This is a genomic window from Kordia zhangzhouensis (assembly GCF_001005305.1).
Lineage (GTDB): Bacteria > Bacteroidota > Bacteroidia > Flavobacteriales > Flavobacteriaceae > Kordia > Kordia zhangzhouensis.
This window is the reverse complement of sequence record NZ_LBMH01000016.1, coordinates 1-18347: the sequence shown is the minus strand read 5'-3', so window position 1 is coordinate 18347 and position 18347 is coordinate 1. Positions and strand designations below refer to the sequence as shown.

Below are 18347 nucleotides of genomic sequence, written 5' to 3'. Positions count from 1 at the left end.
TATGGAAACTTTTTTAGGATTAGATTATCCCACTTGGTGGTTTTTAGTAGTTGGAGCTTTATTCTCAGGATATGCTGTTTTAGATGGCTTTGATTTCGGAGCTGGCGCATGGCATTTATTCTTTAAAAAAGATCATAGCAGGCGTGTTGCCATGAATGCAGTTGGCCCTGTTTGGGATGGAAATGAAGTATGGCTCGTAATTGGTGGTGGTGCATTATTTGCTGGATTTCCTGTCATGTATGCCACCTTTTTTTCAAGTATGTATATCCCGTTCATGCTTTTTTTGGTGTTCTTGATTTTAAGAGGTATCTCTATTGAAGTTCGTGGAAAAGAAAAATGGGTTTGGTGGCGAAACACCTTCGATATAACATACAGTATTTCAAGTATTATGTTGGCTTTTTTACTTGGCGTTGTACTTGGAAACGTATTACAAGGATTGGCTATCGGTGAAAACTATCAATATCAAGATACTGGCTTTTTTGAGTTTCTAAACCCCTATTCTTTGCTTACAGGATTTACAACCTTGTTCCTTTTTATGACACACGGAGCTATTTATTTATTGGTAAAAACGGAAGGTCGTTTGTTTGCTAAATTGACTATTTTACTAAAAAAAGGACTCATTCTTTTTATGGTCTTTTTCGGAATTACTACCATGTATACTTTATTATATATCCCACACTTATCAGATGATTTTAAAGCAAATCCAATACTATTTATTGCTCCTTTAATTACTTTTTTATCAATCGCAAACGTTCCCCGATTGGCCAATAAAAAAAGATACAAACTCGCATTTGCTTTTTCGTCTATTACTATTGCATCTATGTTAGTGTTGGTCGCTATTGAGCTATATCCTACATTGCTATTTTCTACTATTGATTCCCAATACAGTATTGATATTTATAATGCGGCTTCATCGGAAGATTCAATGAAAAATATGTTGATTATAGTTGCTATTGGAGCTCCTTTAGTGTTGAGTTATACATTTTTTGTATATCGAACTTTTAGAGGAAAAGTTCAACTGGATGAAACTAGCTATTAATCGTTTTTGTAACTAAAGTTACTTTGCACCTGCTCATTTTTTCGTTTTTTTGCTAAAAATTATGTGTTATGGAATGGATCTATGAACCTTGGCCTTGGTATGTATCTGGTGCAATGATTGCACTTGTACTATTTTTATTGCTCATGGTTGGAAAAAATTTTGGAATGTCTAGCAACCTACGTACCATGTGTACAATTTGCGGAGCAGGAAACAAAGCTGATTTTTTTAAATTTGATTGGAAGTCTCAACGATGGAACTTAGTTGTGGTGGTTGGAGCTATTATTGGAGGGTTTATTGCTCATGAGTTTTTAACAATAGATGCAACAGTAGCACTAAATCCTAAAACTGTTGAAAATTTACATACTCTAGGATTTGAAAATGCTGGTGCTACTTATATGCCAAATGAATTGTTTGGCTTATCTGTTTTTTCAGATGTAAAGAACCTCCTTCTTTTAGTAATTGGTGGTTTTTTAGTAGGCTTTGGTGCACGCTATGCTGGTGGATGTACTTCTGGGCATGCAATTTCAGGAATGAGTAACCTTCAACTACCTTCGTTAATTGCTGTGGTAGGCTTTTTTGTGGGTGGATTGCTTATGATTCATGTATTATTCCCTTTACTTTTTTAAACTATGAGAACTCTTGCATATTTATTGATAGGAATTGTTTTTGGTATTACGATGTTCAAATCTGAGGCTGCTTCGTGGTATCGTATTTATGAAATGTTTCAGTTTGACTCATTTCACATGTATGGTATTATTGGCACTGCTTTGGCACTAGGTATTATCATTACCCAAGTTATAAAACGGTTTAAAGTAACTTCATTTTTTGGAGAACGTATTGTTATCCCTTCAAAACAAAAAAGCTTTGCTCGCTATGCATTTGGCGGAATTTTGTTTGGATTGGGTTGGGCTTTGGCAGGTGCATGCCCTGGTCCTATGTTTACATTGGTCGGCGCAGGATTTGTTCCTATTATAGTTGTAATTATTGCCGCTTTATTTGGAACTTTTGTATACGGATTGTTCAAAGATAAGTTGCCACACTAATTTGCATATTGTTTTCAATAGTTGCTTTTAGGTAAAACTGTTTCGATGTGTTTTTGTACTACGAAATTAAAACATCAAACTTATATTAACTTTTGTGATCTCGCTTTTTGAACCGCTTCCATTTTATTATGCACTTGCAATTTACGGTAAATGTTCTCAATGTGTTTTCGAATTGTTCCGGAAGAGATAAATAGATTTTCGGCTATTTCATTATAGTTTAATCCTTTGCTCAATTGTAGTAATACGTCCGTTTCTCGTTTGGTTAATTTTACCTTTTCTATTTCTTCATTTTCAGTGATTGTTAATGGATTTCGAAGCAGGTTTAATGCTTTTAATGCAATACTTGGTGACATTGGCGCTCCATCATTGATGACTTCTAAAATAGATTTATGAATTTTTTCCGCATTGATTTCTTTTAACAAATATCCATCGGCACCAGCTTGAATGGCCTTAAAAACATGTTCTTCATCATCAAAAACAGTGAGCATGATAATTTTAATTTGTGGATGTTTTTCTTTGATAATTTCTGTAGCTTTTATCCCATCCATTTCAGGCATTTGAATATCCATCAAAATAACATCAATATTATGATCCGCTTCTAGTTTGCCTACCATCTCTGCTCCATTTGCCGCTTTAAACTTGAACACAAAATCCTCAAAAAAAGATAGCTTTTCTATAACGGCTTTCGCTAAAAAATGATTGTCTTCGGCAATGGCTATTTTGAATTTCATAATTTGCGGTTGATTGTTGGTGATAATTCGCTTTTCAATTAAATAAGTTTCAGTATAAAATTACAAAGCTAACACGCTTTTTCAAGTAATCAAGTGTTGTACATTACCTGAATGTTTGTTCCTTGGTTTGGTTCGGAATTAATAGTAATATTGGCATCTATTTCGTCCATTCGTTTTTGCATATTGTAAAGTCCATTTCCTAACTGTACTTGTTCTTTATTAAAACCGATTCCGTCATCTTGTATGCTTACCAATAGTTGTTTTTCTCTTTTTTCAAAATCAATTGTAATGGTTTTTGCATTGGCATATTTGAGTGCGTTATTGATGCCTTCTTGAATAACTCTAAAAAGATGCATTCCTTGAATTGCCGTAAATTGAATAGGCGTTGTTACTTCATTGTTGAAAATAAATTTTACATCCTTGGTAGCTACCTTGGCTTTTTCAATGAATGCCAAAGTTCTACTTTGCAAATCGGTCAATGAAATTTCATCTTTATTCATTGCCCAAATAGTATCACGCAACTGATCAATTGTAGCTGAAGTGAACTCACTGATATAACTCAATTTGTCTTTAAATTCATCAGAAGCTTCTTTGGACGCATATTTCAAATTGTCAATAGACGAAATAATAAAGGATAGCTGCGCTCCAATGTTATCATGTAAATCTCTTGAAATACGCAAACGCTGCTCTTGTAATTTATTTTGTGTTTCTATTTCTTGCAAAGCAACTTTTAGCTTATTTTCTTTTATTAACTGCCTATTCTTAAGTTTTTGCTGATTGTAAAAAACATAGCCTAAAATACTAAGTAAAACGGCCAGAGCCAATACAGCATATATTTGATATTGTCGTTTTTGTAATAACAATCCTTTTTCTGCAATTTCAGCACGTTGTTCCAAAATTTCGCGCTCTTTTTCTGCTGTTTTGTATTTAGTTTCCATTTCTGCAATTCCTTCTGCAAAACGCTTGTCATAGTTTCTAATTGCCAAACTAAAAATAGAGTCTCCCAATTTACTAGCAGCCTCATACGAACCCATTTTCATGAGCGTACGTTTTTTTTCTACATACGCATACATTAACGAAGGACTATCGTCAGAATCGCGATAGATTTTTATAGCTTCATCCTGCATTTTTTTTGCAAGATTATATTGTTTGTTATTGGTAAGAATATTGGCTTTTTTGATTAACGCAAATCCTTTTTGTACAGAGTTTTTATCTTCAGTTGCATAGTATATAGCCGTATCTAATAACTGAATTGCTTTACTCCTTTCTTTTAATTGATTATAACTTTCTGCCAGCAGACTATAATTAGAGGCTAGTTTGGTGTAATTTTTATTTTTTTTATTGAGTACAATGGCTTTTCTAAATTTTTTGATTGCTTCTACAAAAAACGAGTCATTATCTTGTATCATTCCCAGCTCAATATCTACCGCTCCTGCATTACCGAGTGCACTTGTTGCTAGATTTTCACCTACATAGTGCTTGTTTGCAACGACTTCAAGCATTAACTCTTGTGCTTCTTTTCTTCGATTGCCATAGTAATAGCATATTCCAATTTTATAACGACTGCGATAATAGTATGGAAAATCTTGTTGCAGTTTGAAGAATTGAGAAGCTTTTAATAATACTTTCATCGCTTCATCAATCTTTGTATCTCGTGTTAAAACGGTACCACGTACAAGGTCTGTTCTATAATTATATAACGAATCGTTGATAATTGGCAAGAGTGCTTCTATTTTGGCAAGGCATACTTGCATAGAGTCAAGAGCTCGTTTGTCATTGAAGTCTTCACTTTTTTGTTCATATTCTTCAAACAATACTATTGCTTCTTCCTTAGTTCTTGCTTCAACGAATGAATTACTTTGCGCAGATAGCAATGTTGAAAAAGCAAGTATAAATAATAGTATGTATGTTCTCATCTTTATAAAGATAGAAAATGATTTTAATGATTCTTAACTGAATACCTCAGCTTATCAATATTCTATATTTTTTTCCAGAAATCCTATACGACAAGTTGCGTATATTTAGTTCAGTATGTCTCTATGTGTTCGCCTATACCACCACAAAAATGCGCCAACACAAAGAATACTAACAAAAGTTATGACAGAAATAATCCGCAGTATACTTAATGAATCCATAGTATAAAACTGGTCATAAGTTCCAGTAATGATTGATGCCTCTGATGCAGGCAGCATGGCAAAGCTGACACATATAGCTAAGTATTTTGGATTGATATAACGCGTCATGATAGAAAATACAACAGGTGCAATATGTATCTCTGCAAGTACCATACAAACAATCGCTACAATATATAACGCAAAAACTTCATCCGCAGGAGCGTGTACACTAAAAGAGACAACTTGTATTGCCACAGAGGCAAAAACGAATCCTAATAGTAATTTAAAAAAATGCGAAGTATGCCATTTTGACCAAATAATAGCTGCCAAAATACCAACAAATAGCATCGTGTATAGCCCTATTGAATACATTATACTGCCTGATAACTTTAAGCTTCCATCTTCTATAATTAAACGCTGAATTTCAACCAATTGAATGTTTGTAACATTATAAACCAACCAAAAAGAACCTGCCATAATGAAGGCAAAGAACACGTATCCTATTCTCTTGTTTTGTGATTCTTTGTCTTGTTGCGTCACAGTAGAATCGTTTTCTTTTACAAAAAGAATTAGAAGCAATGAAACGCACATTACAATTCCAGCAGTAATAAAAGCTGTATTGTAACCAAAATAATTTACAATCATTCCAAAAAATAGTACGCCTAAAAATGCACCGATGTTAATTACAACATAGAATGACGAAAATGCACTATCGAGTACATTGGGAGCATTTAAAAATAGTTTTCCGTAGTTGGCAATGATGTTGGGAAAGAACAGTCCGTTTCCAAATACTACTAAGAAAATCCCTATGTACAATCCTGTAATTGTAGGTATACAAAAGGCAAACGCACCAGTAGCTTGAATAATTCCTCCTATAAAGATTGCCCTTTTGTTGCCGATTAAAAGATCCCCTAATAAAGCTCCAAAGAGTTGTGAAAGTAACAATGATGCAGTCATGACCTTAAAAATTACAGCAACTTCCATCATATCCATTTGAAGCGTTTTATCAACCATATACAGAACAACAATTGAGCGAAGTCCGTAATATACGCCTCTTTCAAGCATTTTAGCTAGGAGATAGTATACAGCATTTGCCACACGTATTGGCTGTTTGGTTTTTTCCATAAAAGGTGATGAATTGATAATGGTTTTGAGGATTTAGATGTATTATTGTAATGTGTATTTGTTTTCTAAAAATCTTTAAAAACTACTAAACTCCCGTAGATTTTGGTACGTAATTTTTCATTTAATTATAGATTTCCTCTTTTTACTCATGAATAATCTTATCGCTTTTTAGCTATTTTTTTAAAGATAATATCTACTATGATTGTAAATAGTATATACCCTGCCAAGTAATAAGGTAAAAACAAAAACTCAAAAAAGGCTCCATAACTTTGTCGCTCACTTGCATATGGTTTTCCAATAGAAGCATCAACCCATAAAGTCATAGCCATTGAAAGTATAATATAGAGTACTGGTATCATAATAGCTCCTAAAATGGCAGGGAAAGAAAGTCTTTTTTCAGGTTGTTTTTTTCGAAAACGATACATGAAAAATATGTGAATCACTATAAAAAATAATATAAAAATCATACTCAATCCAAATGATTCAATATTGAGTAAAAATTGTGCAAAAGCACTTAGCGATGGTTTTCGGGTAATTTCAATAACGTCCAAAGGTAACTTGTCGAATGTATAGGTTGAAACTCCGTTGATATCGCCTGTTTTTGGTGTTCCTATATTGATAAACACCTCATCTTTTACAGCACTGGCATCAATGGTAACATTAAGTGTTCCAAACGATTTCCAGTATTTTGCTGGCGCTAATACATATCGAAAACTATCTTCATTCAACCTGCTGTGTTTGTAACGCCAATGACTAGCTTTGTATGTTACTTTGATACGATGTTCTCCTTCAGAAAGGTCTGTTTTAAAATAGAGAAAATCATTCAGCGATACACGTTCATTTCCGCTAAGATCAACTTCTGCTACTTTGGAACGATCTGCAGTGTATAGATAATGAAAGTTGGCTAGTTTTTCCTTGTCTTTTCCGTAGAGATTCCAGAAATCTTCTTGACGTTCTAGAGCAACTAATTTTCCATCAACATATACTTGAAAATCTTGATAATATTCAGATGCGTAGAATAATAGCGGGATTTGCTCACCACTTTTTTCTGCATTGACAATGTATTCAACATCAAAGTTGGCATATTGAAAGTTTTCATCGATTACAATTCGCAAATTTTCGTGTATAATATGTACGTGCTGACTAATGAATGGTCGAGTACCTAATGTTCCTTCTTGAACCGGAGAAGCCATATTGGCACGCACCCATAGTACTTGAAGAAAACAGCAAAGAAAAAAGCGAAGTTTCATACGAATAGTTTTTATGTGTTTTTGACTTTAGAAAAGTCCATTTTTATTTCGAAAGGATTTTTATTTGGATTGGAAACTCTGTAAAAGTCAACAAGTGCCTTGATACATACAATAAGAAGGGCAATTACATCCAAGGCAAATGAAAACAGAAAGAAAAAGAAGCCTAGAATGACTGCAAATTGTTGAATAAATATTCTTCCGTAAGGTCCGCCAAAACTTTTTTCAATAGTGGTTTGTTCGTATTCTTTAAGTGTGATAAAGTTGAAAAAGAAATCAGCAATGTTAAAGATAAATAAAGACCATAATATTGGATAAATTCCCTCATAGTTTTGAAATATATGCTGCACGTTTGCTAAAAGGTGGAAAGCATCAATTTTAGGATCTTTCATTTCCAGTAAAGCAAAGACAAAGATTGCCTGTACGGCTACAAAAAATGTATAATGAAATAGAAAGAATACAATCATTCCACTTCCATTATTGGGTGTTCTTTGCACATTTTTTCGATTTGCATGTTTTAAAATGATATACATTTTTACGGCATGGATTGCGCCAATGATGAGCGTTTCCATGAAGTATGCAATGATGATTGAAAACGCATCTGTTTCACCCGTAAATAACAGAGTTACTACAAATAATACATTCAGCCATATGAATGCGTTTTGCCGATTAGGCATTATGTTTATACGTTTTTTTTCTTTCACCTGTTATAAAATACTAAAAACTTACAAGATTTGTATCGTTGATATAAAGAGAAAAAAGAAGCCATCTTGCTAACTGTGTTCTTTTTAAACCTATACTTGATTTTACATCAAAAAATTAACAAACAAAACCTTATTTGACTGTAAATCAGTTTTGTATAAATTTAATAAACATCTTTTTTAAGAAAGCCTCTTTTTACCACAATTAACTAGCTTACTTAATGTATTGAAAGCTTTGCCAAATTTTTGATATGGTTAATTTGTCTTTAAAATCTTCATACGACAGACTTTCGTCTTCATCTTTTGCTGCCATTAAGAATATAATATGTGTATTTCCGCTTGGGTTTTCTCTCGTAGTTATATTGAATCGGTATTTACCTATAAATTGAGGGCTTGCCCCTTCTTCCATTTCTCCTATTAGTTGAAGTCCCACACGCTTTTTTCCATCAAAATCAAGCAATCCTAAATTGGAGTTTTCAAATTTATATCCGCCAGAGCGAAGCATATTCTTGATTTGTTTCATAAAAGATATTCCTTGCTCATCTAGTGACATTCCGTCGATTTTAATGTACCCAAAAGAACACATCTCTGTGACAATGCTATCCTTATCATATTTTTGAACCATTCCATAAGACGATGTTTTTTTACCTTCTACAGGTTTGTCAAAGTGTAAACTTTTTGGAATATCTACTTTAAAATGTACTTCGGGTTTATCAATTTTTTTTGCAAATTCAGGTGTCACTTCATAGGTGATAACTCCGTCATTTTTGGTTTGACAATTTACCAAACTGATTTGCAAAAGGATACTAGCAACAATTAATGTTAGTTTTTTCATTTGTAATTATTTATTTGTAAAAATGGTTATTCGTAGTCTTTGATTTTTGCGCCTTTGTTGTTAAAAACACCTTGCACTACATTTCCAGATTTGCTGTAGTTCATTACTCCTAATCCGTCAATACGATCATTGGTGAACATTCCTTTAAATACAGAACGATCTACGTAAGTATACATGCCATATCCATTTCGCCTTCCATCAGCAGTATATGTTCCTGTGTATGAGCTTTTATTATTCCATAAGTAAGTCCCTATTTTGCTACGCTGCCCTGATTTGAAAAATCCTAGGTATACATCTCCGTTGTTGTACGTGAATTTTCCGAATCCGTTGGAACAGTCACCCACACATTTTCTAAGGCTAGTTCCTCTTACATACGCACTTCCAAGATCTGTAACTAGTTTCCCTTCTTCATATATTCCCGCAGAAACTACATCGCCATTCGAGTTCATCGTATAGCCGTATCCATGTTGTATGCCATCTTTCCATTCGCCTATATAAACGTTTCCTGTAGACCATTTGTAGTAACCCGTTCCGCTACGACGATTATTTTTGTATTCTCCGTGATAATAAGAGCCATTTGGATAAGTGATATATGCGACACCTTCAATTTTTCCATCTTTAAAAGTTGCATCAGTAACTATGTTGTTAACTTTTACTTGTCCCCATCCGTTTATACAGTCGCCTTTTGTACAACGGTATCCAGTATCATCCTGTTGTTGCGTAGCTTGATTGGTATTTGTTGTTGAGACTGTTTGTGCTTGATTTTTTAATTCTCCATTGTACGGACTTCCTTTGTATACTTCTAGGTTTCGAGCATTTTTAAACCCGTTGAGAATGTATAATGGTTGTTCTTCTATAAATATGACTGGATCTCCGTTGGATAGGTATTCAAACCGTGCTTTTTTATAGTCAATATGTTTTCCTTTTACAACAATGAAAAAATTATCTTTTTCGAGATCACGATTGTAAAAGATTGATTCTTCATCTCGTGATAGTTCTTTCATGGTTTTAACAGACTTATGCTTGATGTTGTTGTAATTTTCAACGATATAGGTAATTCCTTCAATTTTGTCTACTCTATAATCAATCATATGCGGTCCAAGAAAGGCAAAATCTCTTGATTTGACTCTATTGTATCCACATACATAATTGATAAATTTCCCATCGTAAGCATAACTTAGTAGCTCTTCTCCTTTAGAGATAACTTCGGTGATTGGGATTCGAGTTTCAAGTGTATTAGTATCATCTATAACATTAGGCACAGAATAGTAAGTTCTTGTTAACCCATCATAAATTAGCTTTTCATTAGGCTTAATTCCTTTACTGATTGCTATATCTTTTGCATGTTTTCCATTTATGTAGACTGCTTCTTGTTTTTTGCCTTTTTTTAAACCTCCTGGTATGTAGTACCCAAATTCAAGTTTCATAGGTTTGTTAAGGTCGCTATAATAACGGTTGAAAGTTTCAAAATGTCTTGCATCTGGCACATTGGCTGTATAGAAATTTGACTTGTTTCCTTTACTATCCGTTTCTACAATGTATTCGTATGTACCAGAAGACAGTTCTTCTTTTACAAGGTATCCATTGAGATAATGTGATTTTCCTTCAAATCCTGGTTGGTTATTTTCCTTTATATACTTTATATCAACAATAAGAGTATCCCCTTTTTTACTATAGGTGAAATTACGTTCTTGATAAAATTTACCTTTTCGTTTCATAATGGCTTTTACCAATCTATCTTTTGAATCATACTCATATGTTGTTTCATCTCCATAGGTGTTTTCTTCATACACTAGTAAATTTTTATCATTGAATTTATATGTGTATTCAGAACCTGAATTGTACTTGAAAGTAGTTACATTTCCGCGTGCATCTAGCTTAATCACATCGTTGTAATTATTCCCTATAATTCTTCCATTGTCATCATAATAATAACGTGTCCCATAATTGTATACTAAGTTTCCATTTCTGTCAAAGGTTTTTCCATCAGAAGCGTAAATATCGCCTTCCAAAAAGAAATGCTCTTTCTTATGTTTAAAGCCAATCGGGTTTCTTGGAGCGTTTTCTTTGTCTATTTTTTGTGCAGTTGTTATTTGACACATCAAACCTAAAAGGAGTACAAATGCTATATTTTTCATTGTGTATGATTTGAATTGTTATATTTCTTTAATAGTATTTAGAAGTTCATCGCACATATGCACCTTTACAGGTTGACTATTGAATGCTTTTTTTGAAGCTTCATTTTTTAATAGAGTCAGGAAGGCTTCCATTGTTTTATTTTCTCTGTATCCTTCTTCTACGACAATTTTCAATATATATTTATTGTTTTCTTTGTCTACTTCGACAGTTTTTTCAATTTCATCATTAGAAAACCCAAAATCGATTAGAAAGTCTCTTAGTTTTTCTACTTCTTCTTTACTGATGCTTTTTGTGTAACGTATTTCGGTTGCTTTAGCCATAAGCGTTTTTTTAGCATCTTCATATTTGAATGCTCGTAATGTATTGAACTGGTCATCTGTTAAGTGAAAATCGACTGGCACGCCCATGTAACTAGACAACTCTTTTGGCATAAAACTGAACATTTGTTCGTACTTTTCATTATTGAGAAATGATTCTTTAATAACCATTTTAAATATATATTTGTCGCCATCTTTACTATATTGAACTGATTTTAAGTTCCCATCAGTAAACCCAGATGTAATCAAGCTTTGTCCTAATTTGTTAGCTTCAGCTTCTGTAACGCCATTTTTATAATACACTTCTGTCCCATTAAAAACTTTTTTTTCGCCATAATTAGCACATGAAATGAAGAGAAGAATTGAAAGAATCGTAATTATTTTTTTCATTACTTATTGATATTAAGTGTATTGCATGTTTCAAATTTCCTGTAATTTCTAGCCGTTTGCAATACGATAAACTTCGTATTTTTGGAATCGTTGCTTATTTTTCTTTACATTTTTCTCTATAATTTCTTAGGTGCTCCACATACCCTAATTCGATAGCTTTCTTCCAATTTTCACAAGCATTGATTGGGTTTTGTTGCATGTCGTGTATATTTCCTTTATTAAAATATGCTTTGGCATATTTACCATCGTATAAAATTGCCTTTTCAAAATAATACAAGGCTAAGTTTAGTTTTCCTTTTTTAGCATAACACACACCTATACTATTGTATACTTTGGGCTGGTTTTCATTTACTGAGATAGATTTTGAATAGTCTTCCAACGCTTTGTTTAAAAACCCCATCGTTTCATGCACACCTCCTCGATAAAAGTATGCTTCCGCTTGAGTAGAATTAAGTGTAATAACTTTACTGTAGTTGGCAATAGCCGCTTGGTAATGTTGAAAGTCTTGACGCGCATTTTGCTTTTTGATTAGTGCCGCATGAAAACCTGCTTTATAAAAATAAGCAGTTGCTAATGTACTATCGAGTTGAATTGCTTTTTGACATAGCTTGATCCCTTCATCAAATTTTAATTGCTCTTTTTTAAGCAAGGCACTATCTAAAAGCATTTGTGGCGTTTGTGCTGTTATCCAAGAAAAAAAACCTAAAAGAACTATAAAAATTATCTTTTTCATACAACGGTATATTTAGACTTTAAATATTTGATTTGTATACAATTGACGCAATACGATGAATTTCGTATTATTATATTATACCTGATACAATGAGTACTTTACAGTATCTTTGTACTTCAAAATATACCTTTATGAATATGAGAACTACTTATGCACTTACATTGTTATGTTTATTTGCAATTGTGAGCTGTGCAGATAAAAAGAAAAATACGGAAGTTAAAGAAACGAAAGTCACTTCACTAGACACCATTGTTAAAAATGACTCTAGTGCACTAGAAAACGAATTGAATGCTATCCCTCATCATTATATATGTTATACTCATGATGACGATACTTCATTACAGTTGTTTATTGCTTTTAATGCTTCTTCGAATGCTTTATTTGTTAAGTATAAAGGTCAAAAAGATTCCATTCCTCTTATTAATGTTAAAGAAGATTTCCAAAATGGAGGAGCATACCCTACAATTACACAATTTTATGATGAAATGCTCGCTGGAGAGAAAAACGGAACTTATGAGCTTACTCATTCTGGAAATTGGGATTATGCAAAATATACCAGAAAGAAAGATGGAAAAATATTTAGGTTTACCATTAATCATGAATTGACAATACAAAAAGACAACTATCGCCTAACACCTTGTTTTTAATTGTTTTAAATAAAAGTGTTCCTCGTTGATATTTACATAAATCTGATGCGCTTGGTGGCGTAGCATATTTGTGTAATACATCAGGATGAATCATGTTTTCAGGTAAAGGATAATGGTCTCTATAGTTTTCTCCTATAAAATCGATTACGATAAGCTCATTTTGCTTACAGAGTTCTAGGTAATATAAGTAAGACAATCTATTGGTATATGCAATAGCATTTCCTGCCCAAAAATCCCAAGTCTTGTTTGAGTATTTTAAAAAGTTAAACTCAGATATTTTTTTGTCTTGAAAAAAACCTGGATTAGCAAAATGGTCAATAAAATTAATGGTATGTACTGCACAACCATCCGTATGCAACCATTGTTTCATTTTTACGAAAAGCTGCTGTAATACTTCTGGCGAAATATGCTCAAAAACTACTTGTGAATAGATATAATGATATGAACTGCTTGTGTTTTCAATGGCTGCGAATGTGTAGTTAGGAATGTAAATGATATTGCAAAATGTAAAAAGGTCTTCTAGTGTTTTGCACGATTGTATGCGATTCATTTTTTCTTCTAACTCGGCAGATTCAAATTTACTTTTTTCGAGTATGCTGTTCTTAACATCTTCTTGAAAAAGATAATTGATTTGCTTTTGCAATCCTTTTATAGAAATATCATTAGAAATATCTACTGTAACAATTTGATCAAAACCCAATAAAAAGAGTGTTATAGGAGCTATTAGTGAATATCCCGTTCCTATTTCCAATGCTTTTTTTTGCGTTTCACTTGATAGTGTTATTTGAGCTAATTCAAACTTACGTATACATTCATAGAACTGGTATAAGCACACATTTTTATGATATTCTTTTTGTAACGTCGCTGGAATATGATTTAATTGATCTCCTAATCGCGTAAGGTTCAACAACTTTTGTAAACTCGCTTTGATTTTCCAATGCATGCTTGAGTAAATTAGCAGAACTATAATATATGTTAAATTTATAAAACTTATCTTGATTAGTACTAGCTTCTGATGCTATTTTATTTTTTAGTAATTTTAATTGGATAATCATATTATAGTATTATAATATAAAATTCCGTTTGTGCGTTTTGCTATCATATAAACGAATCATCATCAAAAAACAATCAATATTTTGAAGGAAATCCATAAAAACCTACACCTAGCCTTATCAACAGCAGCCGTTTTGGTAGTGGGAGCTACTTACGGATTGCATCCAGATACTTTTTTACCTTTATTTTTTGACTTTAATGTCACCACAACAGATCTCAACCATGTGTTTAGAGCCATGATGGGCTCATATTTTGCATTGGGTTTATATTGGGGATACAGTATTCTTTTTCAGAAACATTGGCGCGGCGCTACATATTCTGTTGTTTTCTTTATGGGAGGACTTGCTATTGGTCGTTTATTAAGCATTTTTGTTGATGGAATCCCTTCAGTTGCTTTTACTGTTGGAACCATTTTAGAAATCTTGTTTGTAATTTGGGGTTGCTATAATTTAAAAGTGTACAAAAAGGATTAATTAGTCGTTGAGCATTTATAAAAATGATTTTGAACACCATCCCTTCTTTTTTATCGTACTTTACAGTTAAAAATCAAGACTACTTTTCTACGCAAAAAGAGAGTTATAAGGTTTATATATTATTGGAGCTGGCGTTAGTGGGGCAATTGCAACAAAAACACTCGAAGAGCATAGATTTTCTTCAATCATTTTGGAAGCAACCAATTGCATTGACGGTTATATAAATCCTGATTATTTAATATCTGAGTATTCTTTATAAACCGTAATAATTACAACCACTTTTTTCTTCGAAAGAAGATTAGTAGCATAATGAACAAGATAATCATTATTCCCCATAATATGTAATAGCTGTACTTATAGTGCAGTTCTGGCATGTGGTCAAAATTCATTCCGTAAATACCAGCGATAAACGTAAGTGGGATAAAAATGGTAGAGATTATGGTTAAGACTTTCATGATGCCGTTCATCTTATTACTAATGTTGGTCATGTGCATATCCATGAGTCCCCAAACCATTTCACGATACAAATCTATATTATCATTGATTTGTAAGATATGATCTTGTAAATCTTTTAAATAATCATAGGTTTTAATTGTAATTAGCTCTGAGTCAGATTTAACAATTCTGCTTATGACTTCTCTTGAAGGTAAAATATTTCTACGTAAACGCAAGAGATCCTGCTTTAGGTATTGAATGTCTCTAGATATTTCTTCACGGGCACTTTCTAGAAATAATTCATCTTCTGTTTGTTCAACTTTAGAGCCAAACAATTCAATCACAACTGCATAATTATCAATAATAGCATCCATAAGCGCAAATGCTAAATAATCGGCTCCAGAACTGCGCAATCTACTTTTTCCACTTTCCAAGCGTTTCCGAATTGGGTCAAAAATATCTTCTTCTGTTTCTTGAAAAGTAATCACATAATCTTTCCCTATTACTATAGAAATATGCTCTGTAAGCAATTCATTTTCTGCATTGTGATACAGCATTTTTAAAACTATAAAGATATAGTTAGGATACTCGTCAATTTTAGGGCGCTGATCTGTATTGACTATATCTTCTAGAATAAGTGGATGCAATTTGAAATAATCTCCTATTTTGGAAATATCATCCGATTGATTCAATCCATTTACATTAATCCAAGTTACACGATCATTGCCTTTAACATCAAATATTTTCTTAATAAGCTTGGTTTGATACTTTGTATGCTCTTTTGCAGTATAATCATGAACTTCTAAAGAAGTTTCTAGGTTTTCTTTGTCTCCTAAATAAACCAGTTCGCCTGGAGCTTTTCCTAAACTTCTAGAAGCACTCGTTCTTTTTTGTCTTTTCGATTTTTTTAACGGTATTCGCAAAATGATGTTTTGATTCTGTTGTTCTTAAAGATACAGATTATATAACTCAATCTTCAAATTCTGGGCCTTCTTCTTCTTTCAAATCTGTTTCTTCTCTTTCTAGAATCTCGATTCCCTTTTGCATCACTAAGGAATTAGGTAAAGATATTTTTTGTCCTGAATCTGTTTCCATGAAAAAGTAAAAAGCTGTTATGTTTTTTACAATTCCTACCCATTCATAGTCCTTATCGATAATTCGGATTCGATGTCCAATTCGTACTGGATGATAAAAGAATAATATAAAGCTAGCTGTTAAACTGGATAGTAATGACCATTGCGCAAAAAAGCCAACACCAAGCACTGCTAATACAGAAGAAATAAAGATGGTAAAATCTTTGAATTGAATACCCCAAATGATTGCTAAAAAGAACCCAGCAATCAAATAAATAATGAAGTAACAAATATTAAAAATTACCTTTCTTCTATTGACTTCAATGGCTTGTACAAAACTAAATCTCCGAATAGATTTCTTTATAATCATTATGGCAATTATCATGATAATAAAGAGTCCTAGTGTATATAATAGTTCAACTTTTGGAATTGTCATGTCTATATTTTTTATATCGTATTTTATACATCAAAAGTATGTAAAAAAAGTATAGCCAAAACGAATTTTAGCTATACTTTTAACATTATGAATGTGAATTACTAAGCCTCTTCTAGGGCTTTTTCAGTTTTAGAAACACTAAGGGTTTGATCGTCAAATTGAAGCGTTCGAATAGGGAATGGAATATTGATTCCTTCTGCTACAAAGGCTTGTTTTATTCTTTTAATAGCTGTACTCTTAGCTCGTAATTTTTCTAATGAATTTTCTGCATCAATCCAAAATCTACATAAAAAGTTGATAGAGCTTCCTCCAAATTCAGTATAGTAAAATTCAACATTATCAGCACTATCAATTTGATCAAATGAATTTGCGACCACTTTTTTTGTTATGCGTTCTACTTTTTCAAGGTCAGATTCATATCCTACACCACATTCGACCATCACGCGCATTTTGGTAGTTAACGAATAGTTTTTTATTGGGTTTTCTAAAATGGTTTTATTCGGAATAATAACAATATTATTATCTGCTTCTTTTAAGACTAGATAATTTAGAGCTATGTCAATAACTTCACCAGCATATCCAGTCGTTTCTACCCAATTTCCTAAACGAATGTTTTTTCTAAAAGACAACACAACACCTGAAATGGTATTTGACAGTGTTCCTTGTAATGCTAAACCTATTACAATACCTGAAATTCCTGCACCTGCCAATAATCCAGAAATAGATTCTTCAAGATCCATAACACTTAATGCAAGGAATAACCCAACTAAAACTACAATGACCGCTACAATTCTTGAAATGAGTTTGGCAACAGCCTTTTGTTTTACACGTCCTTCAATGAGTTTCAAAGTAGTTTTAAACACTAAGCGCGATAAAAAATAACTTAAAAGCAATACGAGGATTGCTACGGCAATATTTGGTAAATTTTTAACAAACAATACCCACCAACTTTCTAATTTGTCGACAAGTATTCCTGTTGTTGATTGTATTTCTTCCTTCATGTTCTTTTCTTTAATCTATTGGTTTGTAGTATGAGTTGTATATATTGGTTTGTTTGAGGTAAAAGCTAACCTCATCTATCAAAGTAGATAAGGCTAGTGATATGAATAATGCTTGTTTTTAGAATTTTAAATCTTGAAACATCATTACTTTAGTGTCTTGAGTTTTTGGATCATAGTATTCAATTACGAAATCATTGTCTTTGGTAAAATACCCAACGCCATTCATATCGCGCGCAGTGATTACATAATAATTATTGAATTTTGATCGTACAGCACGACCTATAGTAACTTCTTCTTCATTTTCCATTAAACTGATATTTAATGAATTTCCTTCTGCTCTAAATGCAAACTTTTTATTGTCCATGTTATAATATTTCACCTTAGTAACTTTATCATAAAATGGATCTTTATCATTATCAATCATAAAAGTTTTAGTAACTGCAATTGGTGCAGGCACACGATCTTGATTCAATTGATGTTTTTGACTTTCGTCAAATTTTACTTTCTGAGTTTTCTCTGTAATGACTTTTACTTTTTTATTGATGACTTCCCCGTTTTCAACTACGGTTTGTTTCTTAACTTGTGTCGTAACTAATTTATCTTCTTGAGCAAAAATGGTCATCCCTGACAATAATATGACTCCTATTAATATCTTTTTCATCTTTATTTTTCTTTATATATTGTTATTGTTAATTAAATATTCTGTGAATTTCTATACAGTTCTTCGCCCTGTGATTAATGAGATAATGAATAATACTAAGAATACAAAGAATAGAATCTTAGCAATTCCTGCTGATGCTCCTGCAATTCCGCCA

Annotated in this window: 21 protein-coding genes; 6 read left to right on the top strand and 15 right to left on the bottom strand. The window is 32.6% G+C overall.

Annotated features, from left to right (window positions below; genetic code table 11):
• Position 1 precedes the first annotated feature (1 nt).
• From cydB to AA088_RS16390, 3 genes are all read left to right on the top strand, one after another.
• A complete protein-coding gene (gene cydB / locus AA088_RS16400; protein ID WP_046746127.1) occupies positions 2 to 1039 on the top strand; it encodes a cytochrome d ubiquinol oxidase subunit II in 1038 nt (345 codons plus the stop codon).
• A 68-nt stretch (positions 1040 to 1107) separates the two neighbouring features.
• Entirely contained in the window at positions 1108 to 1665 is a 558-nt protein-coding gene (locus tag AA088_RS16395; RefSeq protein WP_046746126.1) for a YeeE/YedE family protein, read from the top strand.
• Between the two features lie 3 nt (positions 1666 to 1668).
• Positions 1669 to 2082, top strand: a complete 414-nt coding sequence (locus tag AA088_RS16390) for a YeeE/YedE family protein (protein WP_046746125.1) — start codon at positions 1669 to 1671, stop codon at positions 2080 to 2082.
• Positions 2083 to 2162: 80 nt separating this feature from the next.
• Here the strand turns inward: AA088_RS16390 and AA088_RS16385 are convergent, their stop codons facing one another.
• The 9 genes from AA088_RS16385 to AA088_RS16345 all read right to left on the bottom strand — a co-directional run bounded on the left by AA088_RS16385 (position 2163) and on the right by AA088_RS16345 (position 12414).
• Positions 2163 to 2813: a response regulator transcription factor gene (locus tag AA088_RS16385; protein ID WP_046746124.1), complete on the bottom strand. Its 651-nt coding sequence runs from the start codon at positions 2811 to 2813 to the stop codon at positions 2163 to 2165.
• Between the two features lie 89 nt (positions 2814 to 2902).
• Positions 2903 to 4729 (bottom strand): tetratricopeptide repeat-containing sensor histidine kinase, encoded by a 1827-nt coding sequence (locus AA088_RS17810; RefSeq protein WP_052752938.1) that lies wholly within the window; start codon positions 4727 to 4729, stop codon positions 2903 to 2905.
• Positions 4730 to 4834: 105 nt separating this feature from the next.
• Positions 4835 to 6052, bottom strand: a complete 1218-nt coding sequence (locus tag AA088_RS16375) for an MFS transporter (RefSeq protein ID WP_046746123.1) — start codon at positions 6050 to 6052, stop codon at positions 4835 to 4837.
• A 158-nt stretch (positions 6053 to 6210) separates the two neighbouring features.
• Positions 6211 to 7302, bottom strand: coding sequence for a hypothetical protein (locus AA088_RS16370; protein ID WP_157547303.1), 1092 nt, complete (start codon positions 7300 to 7302; stop codon positions 6211 to 6213).
• 11 nt (positions 7303 to 7313) lie between these two features.
• The gene (locus tag AA088_RS16365) at positions 7314 to 7976 is read right to left on the bottom strand and encodes a DUF6498-containing protein (protein WP_157547301.1); all 663 of its coding nucleotides are present in this window, start codon (positions 7974 to 7976) and stop codon (positions 7314 to 7316) included.
• Between the two features lie 238 nt (positions 7977 to 8214).
• Positions 8215 to 8835, bottom strand: coding sequence for a hypothetical protein (locus AA088_RS16360; protein WP_046746120.1), 621 nt, complete (start codon positions 8833 to 8835; stop codon positions 8215 to 8217).
• Between the two features lie 26 nt (positions 8836 to 8861).
• Positions 8862 to 10973, bottom strand: coding sequence for an MORN repeat-containing protein (locus AA088_RS16355; RefSeq protein ID WP_046746119.1), 2112 nt, complete (start codon positions 10971 to 10973; stop codon positions 8862 to 8864).
• Between the two features lie 18 nt (positions 10974 to 10991).
• Entirely contained in the window at positions 10992 to 11681 is a 690-nt protein-coding gene (locus AA088_RS16350; RefSeq protein WP_046746118.1) for a hypothetical protein, read from the bottom strand.
• Positions 11682 to 11775: 94 nt separating this feature from the next.
• Positions 11776 to 12414, bottom strand: coding sequence for a tetratricopeptide repeat protein (locus tag AA088_RS16345; protein ID WP_046746117.1), 639 nt, complete (start codon positions 12412 to 12414; stop codon positions 11776 to 11778).
• A 131-nt stretch (positions 12415 to 12545) separates the two neighbouring features.
• Here AA088_RS16345 and AA088_RS16340 point away from each other — a divergent pair, with 131 nt between their 5' ends.
• Entirely contained in the window at positions 12546 to 13061 is a 516-nt protein-coding gene (locus tag AA088_RS16340) for a hypothetical protein (RefSeq protein WP_157547299.1), read from the top strand.
• Here the strand turns inward: AA088_RS16340 and AA088_RS16335 are convergent.
• On the bottom strand, positions 13006 to 14004 hold the full coding sequence (locus AA088_RS16335; protein ID WP_046746115.1) for a hypothetical protein: 999 nt from the start codon (positions 14002 to 14004) through the stop codon (positions 13006 to 13008). The genes AA088_RS16340 and AA088_RS16335 overlap by 56 nt on opposite strands.
• A gap of 193 nt (positions 14005 to 14197) precedes the next feature.
• Here AA088_RS16335 and AA088_RS16330 point away from each other — a divergent pair, with 193 nt between their 5' ends.
• On the top strand, positions 14198 to 14587 hold the full coding sequence (locus AA088_RS16330; RefSeq protein ID WP_046746114.1) for a DUF4345 domain-containing protein: 390 nt from the start codon (positions 14198 to 14200) through the stop codon (positions 14585 to 14587).
• 118 nt (positions 14588 to 14705) lie between these two features.
• On the top strand, positions 14706 to 14846 hold the full coding sequence (locus tag AA088_RS18820) for a hypothetical protein (protein WP_394332096.1): 141 nt from the start codon (positions 14706 to 14708) through the stop codon (positions 14844 to 14846).
• 10 nt (positions 14847 to 14856) lie between these two features.
• Here AA088_RS18820 and corA read toward each other — a convergent pair whose 3' ends face one another.
• From corA to AA088_RS17900, 5 genes are all read right to left on the bottom strand, one after another.
• Positions 14857 to 15945 (bottom strand): magnesium/cobalt transporter CorA, encoded by a 1089-nt coding sequence (gene corA / locus AA088_RS16325; RefSeq protein ID WP_046746113.1) that lies wholly within the window; start codon positions 15943 to 15945, stop codon positions 14857 to 14859.
• A gap of 46 nt (positions 15946 to 15991) precedes the next feature.
• Complete coding sequence (locus tag AA088_RS16320) at positions 15992 to 16531, bottom strand: mechanosensitive ion channel domain-containing protein (protein WP_046746112.1); 540 nt, start codon at positions 16529 to 16531, stop codon at positions 15992 to 15994.
• Positions 16532 to 16632: 101 nt separating this feature from the next.
• Positions 16633 to 17532 (bottom strand): mechanosensitive ion channel family protein, encoded by a 900-nt coding sequence (locus tag AA088_RS16315; protein ID WP_046746111.1) that lies wholly within the window; start codon positions 17530 to 17532, stop codon positions 16633 to 16635.
• A 118-nt stretch (positions 17533 to 17650) separates the two neighbouring features.
• Positions 17651 to 18193 (bottom strand): hypothetical protein, encoded by a 543-nt coding sequence (locus AA088_RS16310; RefSeq protein ID WP_157547297.1) that lies wholly within the window; start codon positions 18191 to 18193, stop codon positions 17651 to 17653.
• 51 nt (positions 18194 to 18244) lie between these two features.
• Positions 18245 to 18347, bottom strand: a 103-nt coding sequence (locus AA088_RS17900) for a DUF1328 domain-containing protein (RefSeq protein ID WP_046746109.1), incomplete at its 5' end; no start/stop codon positions are given.